The 15,887-nt window shown below is 67.9% G+C and carries 14 protein-coding genes; 11 read left to right on the top strand and 3 right to left on the bottom strand.

Annotation, left to right across the window (positions count from 1 at the left end; all coding sequences use genetic code 11):
* Positions 1-194 precede the first annotated feature (194 nt).
* From AX730_RS10855 to AX730_RS10835, 5 genes are all read left to right on the top strand, one after another.
* A complete protein-coding gene (locus AX730_RS10855; RefSeq protein ID WP_062356104.1) occupies positions 195-1,802 on the top strand; it encodes a carboxyl transferase domain-containing protein in 1,608 nt (535 codons plus the stop codon).
* 186 nt (positions 1,803-1,988) lie between these two features.
* Positions 1,989-2,528: a bactofilin family protein gene (locus AX730_RS10850; RefSeq protein ID WP_062356101.1), complete on the top strand. Its 540-nt coding sequence runs from the start codon at positions 1,989-1,991 to the stop codon at positions 2,526-2,528.
* Positions 2,525-2,893: a hypothetical protein gene (locus AX730_RS10845; RefSeq protein WP_062356097.1), complete on the top strand. Its 369-nt coding sequence runs from the start codon at positions 2,525-2,527 to the stop codon at positions 2,891-2,893. Before AX730_RS10850 ends, AX730_RS10845 begins: the two co-directional genes overlap by 4 nt.
* Before the next feature lie 65 nt (positions 2,894-2,958).
* Entirely contained in the window at positions 2,959-4,650 is a 1,692-nt protein-coding gene (locus tag AX730_RS10840; protein WP_062356094.1) for a molecular chaperone HscC, read from the top strand.
* Positions 4,647-6,032: a J domain-containing protein gene (locus AX730_RS10835; RefSeq protein ID WP_062356091.1), complete on the top strand. Its 1,386-nt coding sequence runs from the start codon at positions 4,647-4,649 to the stop codon at positions 6,030-6,032. The genes AX730_RS10840 and AX730_RS10835 overlap by 4 nt, the downstream gene beginning before the upstream one ends.
* 6 nt (positions 6,033-6,038) lie before the next feature.
* On the opposite strand, the gene AX730_RS10830 is transcribed toward AX730_RS10835, so the two are convergent.
* From AX730_RS10830 to AX730_RS10820, 3 genes are read right to left on the bottom strand one after another with little or no spacing between them, the layout of a single operon-like run.
* Positions 6,039-6,275 (bottom strand): DUF6587 family protein, encoded by a 237-nt coding sequence (locus tag AX730_RS10830; protein WP_062356088.1) that lies wholly within the window; start codon positions 6,273-6,275, stop codon positions 6,039-6,041.
* A gap of 3 nt (positions 6,276-6,278) precedes the next feature.
* Entirely contained in the window at positions 6,279-8,141 is a 1,863-nt protein-coding gene (gene feoB / locus AX730_RS10825) for a ferrous iron transport protein B (RefSeq protein ID WP_062356085.1), read from the bottom strand.
* Positions 8,138-8,383: a FeoA family protein gene (locus AX730_RS10820; RefSeq protein WP_062356082.1), complete on the bottom strand. Its 246-nt coding sequence runs from the start codon at positions 8,381-8,383 to the stop codon at positions 8,138-8,140. Before AX730_RS10820 ends, feoB begins: the two co-directional genes overlap by 4 nt.
* Before the next feature lie 108 nt (positions 8,384-8,491).
* Here AX730_RS10820 and AX730_RS10815 point away from each other — a divergent pair, with 108 nt between their 5' ends.
* The 6 genes from AX730_RS10815 to AX730_RS10790 are packed head-to-tail and all read left to right on the top strand — an operon-like array spanning position 8,492 to position 15,793.
* A complete protein-coding gene (locus tag AX730_RS10815) occupies positions 8,492-9,295 on the top strand; it encodes an enoyl-CoA hydratase-related protein (protein WP_062356150.1) in 804 nt (267 codons plus the stop codon).
* Between the two features lie 4 nt (positions 9,296-9,299).
* Positions 9,300-9,701 (top strand): VOC family protein, encoded by a 402-nt coding sequence (locus AX730_RS10810; RefSeq protein WP_062356079.1) that lies wholly within the window; start codon positions 9,300-9,302, stop codon positions 9,699-9,701.
* Entirely contained in the window at positions 9,701-11,692 is a 1,992-nt protein-coding gene (locus AX730_RS10805; protein ID WP_062356076.1) for an acetyl/propionyl/methylcrotonyl-CoA carboxylase subunit alpha, read from the top strand. Before AX730_RS10810 ends, AX730_RS10805 begins: the two co-directional genes overlap by 1 nt.
* 8 nt (positions 11,693-11,700) lie before the next feature.
* A complete protein-coding gene (locus AX730_RS10800; protein ID WP_157074201.1) occupies positions 11,701-12,315 on the top strand; it encodes a hypothetical protein in 615 nt (204 codons plus the stop codon).
* Positions 12,312-13,235: a hydroxymethylglutaryl-CoA lyase gene (locus AX730_RS10795; protein ID WP_062356071.1), complete on the top strand. Its 924-nt coding sequence runs from the start codon at positions 12,312-12,314 to the stop codon at positions 13,233-13,235. Before AX730_RS10800 ends, AX730_RS10795 begins: the two co-directional genes overlap by 4 nt.
* Positions 13,232-15,793 (top strand): sensor domain-containing protein, encoded by a 2,562-nt coding sequence (locus tag AX730_RS10790; RefSeq protein WP_062356069.1) that lies wholly within the window; start codon positions 13,232-13,234, stop codon positions 15,791-15,793. Before AX730_RS10795 ends, AX730_RS10790 begins: the two co-directional genes overlap by 4 nt.
* Positions 15,794-15,887: the final 94 nt, after the last annotated feature.

Here is a 15,887-nt window from a genome sequence, read left to right as displayed (position 1 = left end):
CGACTCGCTTCATCGCGAATCGGACAGGGCCCGCGCAAGCGGGCCTTGTCGTTTCTGGTGTGCGCTCGATCGCCGCGGACGCCAGGCCGGATCGACATGCGATGCCTGAGCGACGCGTGGCTTTTTTGCAGTGCGGTTTGGCGCGTAGGGCGCCTTCGTGGTCTGATGCCGCCTTTCCCGCTGCTCCGTGCCGCATGCCCGCCATCGCCTCGCAACTCGATCCGCGCTCGCCCGACTTCACCGCCAACGCGGCCTACCACCGCGTGCTGGTGCAGGAACTGGATCGCCGACTCGCCCATGCTGCCGATGGCGGTGGCGAGAAGGCGCGAACCAGGCACACCGAACGCGGCAAGCTGCTTGCGCGCGATCGCATCACCGCCCTGCTCGACCCCGGTTCGCCGTTCCTGGAGATCGCGCCGCTGGCCGCCGAAGACATGTACGAGGGCGCCGCGCCCGCCGCCGGCATGGTCTGCGGCATTGGCCGGGTGATGGGCAATGAAGTGGTGATCGTGGCCAACGATGCGACGGTCAAGGGCGGCACGTACTTCCCGATGACGATCAAAAAGCACTTGCGGGCACAGGAAATTGCCCGCGAAAACAGGCTTCCCTGCGTCTACTTGGTGGACTCCGGCGGCGCCTTCCTGCCGTTGCAGGACGAGGTATTCCCGGATAAGGAGCACTTCGGTCGCATCTTCTACAACCAGGCGCGGCTGTCGGCCGAGAACATCCCGCAGATCGCCGTCGTGATGGGAAGCTGCACCGCCGGCGGTGCGTATGTCCCCGCGATGTGCGACGAGAGTGTCATCGTCAAGGAACAGGGCACGATCTTCCTGGGCGGTCCGCCGCTTGTGAAGGCGGCCACCGGCGAAGTCGTCGACGCCGAGGCCCTGGGCGGCGCCGACGTGCATACCAGCCTCTCCGGCGTGGCCGACCATTTCGCAGAAGACGACCGCCATGCGCTGGAGATCGCGCGTGGCATCGTGGGCCATCTCAACCGGCGCAAGCCGCTGTCCGTGGTCGCGCGCGACGCGCGAGAGCCGCTGTACGCCGCCGACGAGCTGTACGGCATCGTGCCGAAGGACACCCGTCGCCCGTTCGACATCCGCGAAGTGATCGCACGCATCACCGATGGCAGCGAACTGGACGAGTTCAAGGCGCGTTACGGCAAGACGCTGGTCACCGGCTTCGCGCATCTGCATGGCTATCCCGTGGGCATCATTGCCAACAACGGCATCCTGTTCGGCGAGAGCGCACTCAAGGGCGCGCACTTCATCGAGCTGTGCAACCAGCGCGGCATTCCGCTGGTGTTCCTGCAGAACATCACCGGCTTCATGGTGGGTCGCAAGTACGAGAACGCCGGCATCGCGAAGGACGGCGCCAAGATGGTCACGGCGGTGGCGTGCTCCAGCGTGCCGAAGTTCACCGTGGTGATCGGCGGCAGCTTCGGCGCCGGCAACTACGCCATGTGCGGCCGCGCCTATGGCGCACGCTTCCTGTGGATGTGGCCGAACGCGCGCATCAGTGTGATGGGCGGCGAACAGGCGGCCAGCGTGCTGGCCACGGTGAAGCGCGATGGCATCGAGGCCGCCGGCAAGACGTGGACGCCGGAAGAAGAAGATGCCTTCAAGGCGCCCATCCGCGAGCAATATGAATCCCAGGGGAGCCCGTGGTATGCGACGGCGCGCCTGTGGGACGACGGCATCATCGACCCGGCGGATACACGCCGCGTGCTCGGCCTTGGCATCTCGGCTTCGCTGAATGCACCGATCGAGCCGGCAAAGTTCGGCGTGTTCCGCATGTAGCCCGCGACTTGGGCCGGGTTGATCGCACCTCTTCATGGATGTGATCGTCGCGTGCACAAGCCCGACTCCCTCGTGAACCGTGGCCGCTCGCGCGCCGCACGGACGTCAATCGGCTGCCCCGGTCACAGCACGTCACGATGCTGGCGGCGATAGTCGGGTGTCCCTGCCACCCGGAGCATCCCCTGCATGTCCATCTGGAAAGACCAAGGTCCCGCGAAGAAAGACGCCGCGCCGCCATCGCCCGAACCCTCCCCCGCCGTCGTGCGTGATGCGCCTGTCGCCGCCGATTTCTCGCCTGCCATCAGCGCCCCGCCCGGCACCCGACCGGTGGAAAGAAGCGCCCCCCAGGAGGCGCTCAAGGAGTCGCTGATCGCGGCGGACCTGACCATCGAGGGCAAGATCGAGGGTACGGGTCATATCCGCATCGCCGGCAAGTTCAAGGGCGACGTCAACGTGCAGGGCGACCTGACCATCGAAACCGGCGCAAAGCTCAACGGTGGCGTCCGCGCGAAGAAGGTCACCATCGCCGGCGAACTGGAAGGCAACATCGAATCGGCGTCGCGGGTCGAATTGCTGTCGTCCGGCGTGCTGATCGGTGACGTCAAGGCGGGGGCATTGACCGTCGCGGCCGGTTCACGCATGCGCGGCAACGCCGAGTTCGGTTGGGATGAAACGCCGGCGAAGGGCGGCAAGGGCAACGGCACGGAGTCCGGCGCCGCAGCATGAGCCAACCCCGCCCGGGAAGTGCGGGCGCCACCCGCACCTGTCCGCATTGCAAGGCGACCATCCTGGAAAGCGCGGCGGTCTGTCCGGGCTGTCGGCATCACCTGCGCTTCGAACCCGGCGCGGGCATGTCTGCCGTGCCCGCGCTGATACCCCTGCGGATCGAGGGCACGTTGCAGCCACCGGCCGAGGGTGCGGCCTGGGAATACAGCGTGGTGCTGTCGATCCGCAATGACCGCGGGGAGGAAATCACCCGCCAGGTGGTCGGCGTCGGTGCCATGCAACCGCACGAGCAACGCAGCTTCGTGCTGTCGGTGGAGCTCAACCCCGCGTCCGGCAAGGCCGCGGGACGCCGCACGCGCCACTGAGTCCCTCCCTGCCGACGAGGCGGCCGGATACACTCGACACGACATGGATGCCAGCAGGGGGCTGGATGATCGTCGGTATCGATCTGGGGACCACGCACTCGCTGGTTGGCTACTACGGGCCGGACGGACCCGTCCTGATACCGAATGCGCTGGGCGAACTGCTCACGCCCTCCGTCGTCAGCGTGGATGCGGACGAAGCGTTGGTCGTCGGCCGGCCCGCGGTCGACCGCCTCATCACCCATCCGCAGCGCAGCGTTGCCAGTTTCAAGCGCTGGATGGGGACCAACCGCGTCACCCGCCTCGGCACGCATGCGCTGCGCCCGGAGGAGCTATCCGCGATGGTGCTGCGCTCGCTGCTGGCCGACGCGGCAAGCCATCTCGGCGCGCCCATCACCGAGGCCGTCATCAGCGTGCCGGCATACTTCGGCGATGCCCAACGCAAGGCCACGCGGATCGCCGGCGAGCTGGCAGGCATCAAGGTCGAGCGCCTCATCAACGAGCCGACCGCCGCGGCCATGGCATATGGCCTGCAACAGCGCGACGGTGTCCGCTTCCTGGTCTTCGATCTTGGCGGCGGCACGTTCGACGTCTCCATCCTGGAGATGTTCGATGGCGTGATGGAAGTGCATGCGAGCGCCGGCGACAATTTCCTGGGCGGCGAGGATTTCCTGTCCGCGCTGCGCGATGCCTGCCTACGCGACATTGCCTTCGACCCGAAGCAACTGACGGCCACCGAAGATGCACGCCTGCGACGACGCCTGGAACTGGCAAAGCGCGAACTTTCCGCGAACTCCAGCAACGTACTGACGGTGGATTTCACCCTGGCGGGCGAGCCACGCCAGTGGCAGGTCGACGAGGCCGCGTTCGCTCGCATCTGCGAACCACTGGTCCAACGCATGCGGGCGCCGCTGGAGCGCGCGATGCGTGATGCCCGGCTGGCGCCGGGGCAGCTTGACGACATCGTGCTCGTCGGTGGCGCCTCGCGCATGCCGCTGACGGCGCGACTGGTGTCGCGGATGTTCGGACGGCTGCCATTGCGCCACATCAATCCCGACGAGGCGATCGCACTTGGGGCCGCGGTAGCCGCCGGCATGAAAGCGCGCGATGAGAAGCTCGAGGAGATCATCCTCACCGACGTCTGTCCGCATTCGCTCGGCGTCGATACGGGGCGCGACGATGGCCACGGCCAGGTCACGACGGGCCTCTTCTCGCCGATCATCCACCGCAACGCCACCGTCCCGGTCAGTCGCGTCGAGCGCTACCAGCCGATGCGCGACCTGCAGACGCAGGTGGAATTCAACATCTACCAGGGCGAAAGTCCCCGCGTGGAAAACAACGTCAAGCTTGGCACCATCACGGTGAAAGTGCCGGCGCGCGCGTCCCACGAAAACCCGGTCGACATCCGCTTCACTTACGACGTCAACGGTTTGCTGCAGGTCGAGGCAACCGTACTGGCGACCGGACAGACGCATGAAGTCGTCCTGCAGCAGAACCCCGGCGTGCTGTCGCCGGAGGAGATTCGCCAGCGCCTAGCCGCCCTGTCCGAGTTGAAAGTGCATCCGCGCGACCAGCAGGAGAACCTCGCGCTGATCGCGCGCGCGGAACGGCTGTACGAGGAGTTGCTGTGGGCACGCCACGACCTTCAGGACGCGCTCGTGCGGTTTCGCGCGGTCCTGGACGGCCAGGACCCGATACGGATCCGCGAGCATCGCGCCGACTTCGCGCGGATGCTGGAGCACATCGAGGCGCAGGCGTGAGCGAATGGCCGTACGACCTGCTCGAGATCGATGACGACGCGGACGAACGCACCATCAAGCGCGCGTACGCGCGTCTGCTCAAACTCACGCGCCCCGACGAAGACCCCGCCGGATTCCAGCGGCTGAACGAGGCGTACCAAGCGGCCCTCTCGTACCAGCGCGACACGACGGTCCAGCAGGCTGACGAGGACGTCCTGGTCGGGACGACCTCGCTGCTGCCGATCCTCGAGACGGACCACTCCGATGGACGGGCGACGCACGTCACGCCTCCTGGCGGCACCGCGGAGCCTTCCAGCCCAGCCGCGGCGCGCGTCGACGAAGCGCGATTGCGTGACGAGCTGATGACGCGCGCCACGCACGAGTTGCCCAGTCTCCTGCGGCAGCATCTGGCGCAGCATCCCGACCTGTACTCGCTGGAGGTCAAGCGACGCATCGGTTCGGATGTGTTCGAACAGATCGCATACGAGGACAAACCCGTCTCCCCGGGCAACCTGGCGGTGCTGGGTGAATTCTTCGGCTTCACGCCACCGGAATGGCTGGAACAGCGTGCGCGGGTCATGCGGGCCGTGGAGAGCGAGGACACAGATGCCTTCGACGAGGACCGCCCGCTGACGATCCGCCAACTGAAGCGCCCCTTCCGATGGCCGCTCGCGCTGCTGCTCGCCTGCATCCCGGGCTTCTCGATCCGGGCCGCGCGGCTGGCGCAGCGGCTCACGGCAGACTATGGCGGCGACGTCCCGGGTCTGGACACACGCGAGCAAGCCTTTTTCCAGCGACTGGCCGACCCCTTCTATCCCGGCCTCTGGCGCTGGGCGACGGTCCTGCTCACCGCGCTGGCCGCCACGCTGCTGATCGCCGGCCTGTGCAGACTGACCGACGTCGATCCCGATCGCGCCACCCGCGTCACCGGCATGACGTTCTTCGCGGTGGCCGGCGGGCTGTGCATTTGGCATGTCATGCGCGCGCTGTGGGCGCTGCGGGAACGTCCGGGCACGATGCACACACCTTGGGTTGCATTGATGCCGGTCTGGCTCGCGTTGGCCGGTCTGTTGCTGGCCTTCCTGCTTCCGGGCGTGCCAGCATTGGCGTTCGCACTCGTGCTGCCCGCGGCACTGTTGCACTTCCGCGTGTTCTTCGACGCACTGCGGTTCGGGATCGGTGCCAGTTGGCTGGCGCGCGCGTTGCCGGCATCGGATGTCCTTTCGCCGTGGCTCACCGCGCTGGCGGGTGCCGCTATCGGCGTGACCGCCTGCGACTGGCTCTACGCACGCCGGCACCGCGTCAGCCTGGCGACCGCGATGGGCAATCGCTGGACGACGATCGCATCGTTCGTCGCCTTCATCTCGATGGGCGTACTCGGCGTGGTGCAGTGGCTGCGCTGACGGTCGTCAGCCGCAGCCGTCGCACCCGCCGCACGCTTTCCCGGTGGTCGCGAAGCCGGGCGGCGCCACCCACTTGCCCAGCCGCTGGACCCAGTCCGCACGGCCTTGCCTGAGCAGCGGCAACGCCAGCGCGACCCGCGCCTTGCGCACCGGGCCCGGGAACTGCTTCTTCGCCACCACCCACGCACTGACCACCACCGCAACCGCGATGATGGCGTACTGCACGGTCAGCGACGCGTCCATCGGTCAGCCCGCGCCCAGCGCCTTGGCGACCTGGTAGGTCACCAGCGAGGCGAGATAGGCCAGTGCGAACAGGTAGAACATGGCGAAGCCCATCTGCTTCCACGAGTTGGTCTCGCGCTTGATGGTGGCCAGCGTCGAGATGCACATCGGCGCGTAGATGAACCACACCAGCAGCGACAGTGCGGTGGCCAGCGACCAACCGTCGCTGATGACCGGCGTCAGCGCCTGGATGGCCGCCTCATCGTCGGCAGCGGACAGCGCGTAGATCGTCGCCAGCGAGGCGACAGCGACTTCGCGCGCCGCCAAGCCCGGGATCAGCGCGATGCAGATCTGCCAGTTGAAACCGAGCGGTGCGAAGAACGCCGCCATCGCGTGGCCGATGCGGCCGGCGAAGCTGTAGTCGATCGCGGGGCCCACGGCATCCGCGGGCGGTGCCGGGAAGTTCAGCAGGAACCACAGCAGGATGGTCAGCGCCAGGATGATGCCACCGACGCGCTTGAGGAAGATCATCGCGCGCTCGTACAGGCCGATCAGCAGATCGCGCGGGTGCGGGACGCGGTACGACGGCAGTTCCAGCAGCAGCGCGTGTTCGCTCTTGTCGCGGCGCCACTTCTTCATCACCCACGACACCAGCAGCGCACTGGCGATGCCGGCCGCATACAGGCCGAACAGCACCAGGCCCTGCTGGTTGAAGATGCCGACCTTCTCGTCCGGCACGAACGCACCGATCAGCAGCGCATACACCGGCAGGCGCGCCGAACACGTCATCAGCGGCGCGACCAGGATCGTCGCCAGCCGGTCGCGCGGGTCCTGGATGCTGCGCGTGGCCATGATGCCGGGGATGGCGCAGGCGAAGCTCGACAGCAGCGGGATGAAGGAGCGGCCCGACAGACCCGCCGACGCCATCATCCGGTCCAGCAGGAAGGCCGCACGCGGCAGGTAACCGCTCTCTTCCAGCGCCAGGATGAAGGCGAACAGGATCAGGATCTGCGGCAGGAACACCACCACGCCGCCGAGGCCACCGATGATGCCCTCGACCAACAGGCTCTTGAGTGGACCGTCGGGCAGCAGGCTGCCGGCCTGTTCGCCCAGCCAACCGGTGCCGGCTTCGATCATGTCCATCATCGGCGTCGCCCAGGCATAGACCGCCTGGAAGATCAGGAACATCACCACGATCAGCGCCACCAGGCCGAGCACCGGATGCAGCAGCCAGCGGTCGAGTGCGTCGTCGATCTTCGCGGTGCGCGTGGGCATGGTCACCGCGAGCGCCAGCAGGCGACGCGTTTCCGCGTGCAGGTCGGTGCCTTCCGCCAGATATGTACGGGGTTCGTGCGGCTGTGCGGCAAGCGCATCGATGCGCTCGACCAACGCGCGCGCGCCGCCATGCTTCACCGCGATCGTCTCGACCACCGGCACACCCAGTTCCTTTTCAAGCGCGGCCAGATCGATGACGATACCTCGGCGCTGCGCGGCGTCCATCATGTTGACGGCCAGTATCATCGGCTTGCCAAGCTCACGCACTTCCAGCGCAAAGCGCAGGTGCAGGCGCAGGTTGGTGGCATCCACCACGCAGACCAGCACGTCCGGCGCGGGCTCGCCGGGATAGAAACCACGGCAGACGTCGCGGGTGACCGCTTCATCCAGGCTGGCGGCGTGCAGACTGTAGGCGCCGGGCAGGTCGAGCACCGCATAGCTGCGCCCCGACGCCGACGAATGCAGACGGCCTTCCTTGCGCTCGACGGTGACGCCGGCGTAGTTGGCGACCTTCTGCCGGCTGCCGGTCAACTGGTTGAACAGCGCGGTCTTGCCGCAGTTCGGGTTGCCGACCAGCGCCAGCCGCAATGTCGATGCGTCGGTCGCGCTCATGCCGCCGCTCCGTCGCGCAATCTCACGCGGGCTGCTTCGGAGCGGCGCAGCGCGAAACGGGTGAAGCCCACCTGCACCAGCAGCGGTTCGGCACCCAGCGGGCCCTTCGCCACGATTTCGACTTCCTCGCCGTTGACGAAGCCCAGTTCGCGCAGGCGACGGGCGATGCTGTCCTGCGGACCATGGTCCTCGACAGATTCGACGATAGCGGGCGTACGCCGGGGAAGCTCGGTCAGGATCACGCAACGGCCTTAAATGCGAACTGTTCTCATTGTAGCATCGCCGCACTGCACGACGGCCGCAACCGACGGTGCCGCTATCATTCGGCGACTTTGCAGGGAATGGCAGGCATGGCGTCATCACCGCAGGAACACCCCCTCGTACTGGCCCGCTCGGGCGCCGTGGCACGTATCCGGCTGGACCGTCCCACCCTCCACAATGCCTTCGACGCGGGACTGATCACCGCGCTGACGGCGACGCTCGAACAGGTCGCCGCCGACGACGATCTCCGCGCCGTCGTACTGGAAGGCAGCGGTGCGTCGTTCTCGGCCGGCGCCGACCTTCACTGGATGCGTGGCATGGCCTCCGCCAGCGAGGCGGCCAACCGCGAGGACGCCCTCGCCCTCGCCCGCCTGATGCGCACGCTGGACGAACTCCCCAAGCCGACCATCGCGCGCGTGCACGGCGCCGCGTTCGGCGGCGGCGTTGGCCTGATCGCGTGTTGCGACATCGCCATCGGCGTGCCGGACGCGAAGTTCGGCCTGACCGAAAGCAAGCTGGGGCTGTTGCCTGCGGTGATCTCGCCGTACGTCATTGCCGCCATCGGGCCGCGCGAGGCGAGGCGCTGGTTCGCCACCGCCGAAATCTTCGATGCCGCCACCGCGCTGCGGATCGGCCTGCTGCATGACGTGGTCCCGGCTGACGCGCTGGATGCCGCCATCGAACGCCAGCTTGCATTGCTGTTGAAGGCAGGCCCGCTGGCCGCCGCCGGCGCGAAGCGGTTGGTGGCACGCGTGGCCGGCAGTGCCGAGCGCGACCGCCTGGATGCGGACAACGCCAATCTGATCGCGCGCCTGCGCGTCTCGCCGGAGGGCCAGGAGGGCCTGTCCGCCTTCCTCGACAAGCGCACGCCAGCGTGGACCCACAAGGGATGAACGGATGATCGACCACCTGGGCATCGACGTCGCCGACTACACCGACAGCCGCGTCTTCTACGAACGCGTGCTAGCCACGCTGGGCTACGGCGTGGTGATGGAGGTGACCCGCGCGCAGAGCGGCGGCTACGAAGGCTGCGGTTTCGGACCGCCCGGTCGCCCCCACTTCTGGATCGGCAAGGGAAGCGGCGAGCCCGGCCGCGGATCACACATCGCCTTCAGCGCCTCGAACCGTGCGCAGGTGGATGCGTTCCATGCGGCAGCGCTGGCCGCCGGCGCGCGCGACAACGGCGCACCCGGACTGCGCCCGCGCTATCACCCGGATTACTACGGCGCCTTCGCCATCGACCCCGACGGCCACAACATCGAAGCCGTCTGCCACCTGCCTGCGGAAGCCCAGCCCTGATGTTCTCCAAGATCCTGATCGCCAACCGCGGCGAAATCGCCTGCCGCGTCATCCGTACCTGCCGCCGGCTCGGCATCCGCACCGTCGCCGTGTACTCCGACGCCGACGCCGATGCCCAGCACGTGCGCCAGGCCGACGAAGCCCATCTGATCGGCGGACCGCGCCCCGCCGACAGTTACCTGCGCGGCGATGCCATCCTCGAGGCGGCGAAGAAGACCGGCGCCCAGGCCATCCATCCGGGCTACGGCTTCCTGTCCGAGAACGCCGACTTCGCCGATGCCGTCGCGGCCGCCGGCATGGTGTTCATCGGTCCGTCCGGCGCGTCCATGCGCAAGATGGGCAGCAAGGCCGGTGCCAAGGACCTGATGGCTGCCGCCGGCGTGCCGGTCGTTCCCGGCTATACCGGCGAGGACCAGTCGCCTAACACGCTGTCCCGCGAGGCGGCGCGCATCGGTTTCCCGCTGATGATCAAGGCCGCGCATGGCGGCGGCGGCAAGGGCATGCGCATCGTCCACCGGCTGGAGGAGTTCATCGCCCAGTTGGAAAGTTGCCAGCGCGAAGCCGCCAATGCCTTCGGGCGCGACCGCGTTTTGCTGGAGCGCTACGTGCAGTCGCCGCGCCACATCGAGATCCAGGTGTTCGCCGACACGCATGGCCATACCCTGCACCTCAACGAGCGAGAGTGCTCCGCCCAGCGCCGCTATCAGAAAGTGCTGGAGGAATCGCCGTCGCCGTTCCTGACGCCAGCCCTGCGCACGGCCATGGGCGATGCGGCGGTGAAGGCCGCACAGGCGATCGACTACGCCAATGCGGGCACGGTGGAGTTCATCGTCGATCCCGACGGCCAGTTCTATTTCATGGAAATCAACACGCGCCTGCAGGTGGAACATCCGGTCACCGAGTTCGTCACCGGACTGGACCTGGTGGAATGGCAGCTGCGGGTCGCCGCAGGCGAACCCCTGCCGCTGACGCAGGAGTCGGTGGTACAGCGCGGACACGCGATCGAGGTGCGCCTGTACGCGGAGGATCCGGAAGCCGGCTTCCTGCCGGGCTCGGGGCGTCTGGACCGGCTGGTCCTGCCGGCACCGGATGAGCACGTCCGGCTGGATGCCGGCGTGGCGGAAGGCGACACGGTGACCATCTTCTACGACCCGATGATCGCCAAGCTGATCGTTCACGGGACCGACCGTGCGGAAGCCCTGGCCCAGCTGCGTGCCGCGCTGGAGGCCTGCGAGATCGTCGGCCCCAAGTCCAACATCGGCTTCCTGGAGCGTCTGGTCCGCCATCCCGCCGTGGTCGAAGGCCGTATCGATACGGGGTATCTGGACCGCCACCTAGACGAATTCATGCCCGCCACCCGCCTCGACAGCGCACAGCAGGTCGCCCTTGCCGTGGCGACCCTGCTCCAGCAGGAGACCGACGCCCGCGAGCATGCCGCGCAGTCCGCCGAGCCCGGTTCGCCTTGGTCCAGGGTGGACGGCTGGCGCCTGGGCCATGCCGGCGCGCGGCCGCTGGCCTTCCAGCATCGCGACGACGCGTGGCAGGCCTCCGGACAGGGATATGCCGGTCACTACCGCATCCGGCTGGCGGACGGCGCCTACGACGTGGAGGGCGCCCAGCTGACCGGGGGCTACCTCGGTTTGCGTATTCAGGGAGAGGCGCGGCGATTCCGCGTACTGCGCCACGGCACGCGCCTGACGCTGCACGACGGGGAACGCCGCGTCACGGTGGAAACGGTGCCGGCCTATCGTCGGACCGCCGCGGACGGTGCGGAAAGCGGCGGCAGGATCGCGGCCCCGATGCCGGGACGCGTGGTGCTGGTGAAGGCGCAGCCGGGGGATGCGGTCACGGCCGGACAGGAACTGCTGGTGATGGAAGCGATGAAGATGGAGCTGGCAGTCAAGGCACCGCGCGATGGCGTGGTGGCGGAGGTGCGTGCCGCCGCGGGCGATTTCGTCGAGGCCGACAGCTTACTCGTGACACTGGAATGATGAGCCGCATGGCGCACCTGCGTTCAACGACCCTTCTGCTGGCGGCCATCTCCATGCTGGCAGGCTGCGTGATGTTCGAACGGCCGCCTGCCGCACTCGTTTGCGATCCCGCGTTGGTCGGCCGCTGGATTCCCCTTGCCGGCAGTCCGCAGGACAAGGTGCCGTTGGGCAGGGACGACTATGCGGACGTCGACGCGACGTGCCACGTGCGTCTGCGCGACACGGAGCGCCGCGACGAACCGGGGTTCGATGCGCTGGGCTTCGAGATCGACGGCGAACGCTACATCGCCCTCGGGTTCGACGAACTGGAAGGCCTGTTCGCCACCGGCAAGACCGCGCCGCCGACGCCCAAGGGCATTCCCGCCGATGCCGTCACGCTGCTGAAATACCGCATCCGCGACGATACGCTGCAGATCGCGATGCTCGACACGGTGGCCATCATGCAGCGGGTGCAACAGGGCACGCTGAAAGCGCGCGAGACCGATGCCAGCACCTATCTCTTCGAAGGCGAGCCCGAGCAGCTGCGTGAGCTGCTGCGCCGGCATCCCGATCTGTTCGACGCCTTCGATGGCAGCGACAAGACCCTGCGCATGCGACGCGCGAAAGACGGAGCGTCGTCATGAATCCTGATCTGACCAACCCTTCCGCCGACAGCGACTTCGTCAGGATCGTGGAGGTCGGGCCGCGCGATGGCCTGCAGAACGAGAAGACGCTGGTCGCCAGCGCCGACAAGGTCGCGCTGATCGATCGCCTGTCGCGCACCGGCCTGCTCAGCATCGAAGCCACCAGCTTCGTCAGCCCGAAGTGGGTGCCGCAACTGGCCGACGCAGCCGAGGTGTTCTCGGCGATCCAGCGGCGTCCCGGCACGTCGTATCCGGTGCTGGTCCCGAACGAAACCGGCTACGCGCGCGCGCGCGCCGTCGGGGTGGAGGAAGTGGCCGTCTTCACCGCCGCGTCCGAAGCCTTTACCCAGAAGAACATCAACGCGTCCATCGACGCATCCATCGAACGCTTCCGCCCGGTGCTGGAACGCGCTGCGGCTGATGGCGTGAAAGTGCGCGGTTACGTGTCCACCGTCCTTGGCTGCCCCTATCAGGGCGAGGTTCCGGTCACCGACGTGGTGCGCGTGGCGCGGCACCTGCATGCGATGGGCTGCTACGAAATCTCTCTGGGCGACACCATCGGCGTCGGCACGCCGCGCAAGGCGGCCGAGATGCTGGCCGCCGTCGCGGCGGAGGTGCCGATGGCCGCACTGGCGGTGCATTTCCATGATACGTACGGGCAAGCCTTGGCCAACATCCTCGCCTGTCTCGACGTTGGCGTCCGCGTGGTCGACTCGGCCGTGTCGGGCGCGGGTGGTTGTCCCTATGCCAAGGGCGCCAGCGGCAACGTCGCCAGCGAAGACGTGGTCTACCTGCTGCACGGCATGGGCCTGCGCACCGGCGTGGACCTGGACCTGCTGGCGGACACCGGGCGCTGGCTGGCTTCGCGGCTGGGCCGTGAAACCGGCAGCCGCGTCGGCAAGGCCCTGGCGGCCGCATGAGCACGGGCCCGGCCAGCGACGTCGACACGATGGCGCTGGCCGCCGCCCTGGAGCGCGCGGCCTCGGCTGATGGCCTCGATGCCGCAACGACCGACCTCCTTCGCCAGGCCGGTGAAGCGCTCCGCGCCAAGCAACACGAAGCCGACACCGAACGCTCCCGCTATCGCAACCTGTTCGACGCCGTCCCCGATCCGGTCAGCATCATCGCCGAGGACGGTACCGTGCTCGACCTCAACCAGGCCGGCATGCTGGCGTATCGCCGCCCCCGCGACGAGATCGTCGGCAACAACATCAACGTGTTGAATCCCGATCTGCCGCGCGATCACCTGGTGCCGGTATGGGAAACGCTGAACCGTGGCGTGACCTATGTCATCGAGGTCACCAACATGCGCGGCGACGGCACCCGTTTCCCCGTCGAAGTGCACTCGGCCAACATCAACTTCGACGGCCGCAAGAGCATCGTCGCGGTCGCCCGCGACATCAGTAGCCGGCGGTTGGCGGAGTTGCGCTACCGCGAGCTGATGGAGACGATCGACAAGGGCATCGTGGTGCACAACCGCGACCTCGAAGTGCAGTACTGCAACGGCGCCGCAATGCGCATCTTCGGCATCCGCGAGGACCAGCGCGCCGACCAGGAACTGGCGCTCGGCCGTTGGCACATCGTCGACGAGCACGGCCGCGAGATGGCCCGCCACGAGCTGCCCGCCCAGCGTGCGCTGGACTCCGGCCAGATGGTCGAGAGCGTGCTGCTGGGCCTGTACCACCGCGAGAAGAAGCAGCTGCTCTGGCTCACCGCCACCTCGGTGCCGCAGTTCGCGCCCGGCGCCAGCGTGCCGGCGCAGGTCAGCACGCTGTTCAGTGACGTCACCGAGCTCAAGCGCGACAGCGCGCTGTTCGACCGTGCGCAGTCGCTGGCGCACATCGGCGGCTGGGAATGGGATCTCGGCCGCGACCGCATGTACCTGACCGACGAAGCCCAGCGCATCCTCGGCGCGGCGCGTCCGCTGGTCACGCTGGACGACATGCTGACGTGCCTGCGCGAACCGGACCGCCGTCGCTTGCGCGGTGCGCTGGACCTGATCACCGCTGGCGGCCAGGGCTTCGATCTGGAGCTGCAGGGCACGCAGGCCGACGGCCATCCGTTCTGGATCCGCGTGATCGGCGATGCCGAGCCGGGCGACCCGGGTGCTTCGCGCATCACCGGCACCATGCAGGACATCTCGCAGGACAAGCAGGCCGAGGAAATGCTGCGCATCCAGGCGCGCACCGATCCGCTGACCGGGCTGATGAACCGCGACGCCGTGCTGACCGAGCTCGACGCACGACTGGCCGATCCCGAGCGCGCACGCGTCGCCGTGCTCTACATCGACCTCGACCGCTTCAAGATGGTCAACGACGTGCTGGGCCACAACGCCGGCGACGAGCTGCTGGTGCAGGCCTCCGACCGCATCCGCGGCGCGGTCGGTACCGAAGGCATGATCGCGCGCTTCGGCGGCGACGAATTCCTGGTGATCTGCGACGCCGGCGACGACCCGCACCAGCCCGAGGCGATGGCGCACGCGGTGCTCGGCGCGTTCGCCGACGCGTTCCGCTTCGGCAAGGACGAATTCGCCATCACCGCCAGCATCGGCCTGTCGGTGGCGCCGCGTGACGGGCTGCGTCCGCAGCAGCTCATCCAGAACGCCGACATCGCGATGTACGACAGCAAACATCGCGCACGCAACGGCTGGCAGAGCTTCACCCAGGAACTCGCGCAGCAGCAGCAGGACCGCCTGCAGATCGAGACGCAACTCCGCCGCGCGGTCGACAACGAAGAGTTCCGCCTCGTCTACCAGCCGCAGGTCGACCTGCGCAACGGCCGCATCATCGCCGGCGAGGCGCTGATCCGCTGGCAGAACCACCAGCTGGGCGAACTGCGCCCGGACGTGTTCATCAGCCACGCCGAAACCACCGGCGACATCGTGCGCATCGGCAGCTGGGTACTGCGCGCAGCCTGCCGGCAGGTGGCGGCATGGCGCGACCATGGCCTGGGCATCGTGCGCGTGGCGGTCAACGTCTCGTACCGGCAGTTTGCCGGCGACGACCTCGCCGACCGCGTGCGCGCCATCCTGGCCGAGTTCGACCTGCCGGGCAGCGCGCTGGAGCTGGAGTTCACCGAGCGCGTGCTGATCGAGGACGCACCGGCGACGCTGCGCACCTTCGCCGACCTGCGGCAACTGGGCGTGCTGCTGACCATCGACGACTTCGGCGAGGGCTACAGCGCATTGAACTACCTGCGTCGCCTGCCCATCCATGGCCTGAAACTGAGCCCCCTGTTCACCGAGGGCGTGCCCAGCAACCGCTCCGATGTCGCCGTCTGCCAGGCCGTTTCCGCCATCGCGCGCAGTTTGGGCCTGGGCCTGGTGGCCGAAGGCGTGGAGTCGGAGGCCCAGCGCCAGTTCCTGCTGAACCTCGGCGTCCCCATCGGCCAGGGCTTCCTGTTCGCGCCTGGCCTGTCGCCGGACGAATTCGCGCGGCGGTTCGCCGCCGCGCCGCTGGAGCGGGCGCTGCGCGCCTGAGGGGCACTCTCCCGCGTATTGTGGGAGCGACGTGAGTCGCGATGGGGCCTTGCCGAGAAGGCATCGCGACTGACGTCGCTCCCACGCGAGCTAC

The organism is Pseudoxanthomonas mexicana (genome assembly GCF_001556105.1).
Taxonomy (GTDB): Bacteria; Pseudomonadota; Gammaproteobacteria; order Xanthomonadales; family Xanthomonadaceae; genus Pseudoxanthomonas_A; species Pseudoxanthomonas_A mexicana_A.
This window is presented reverse-complemented; position numbering and strand designations above follow the sequence as displayed.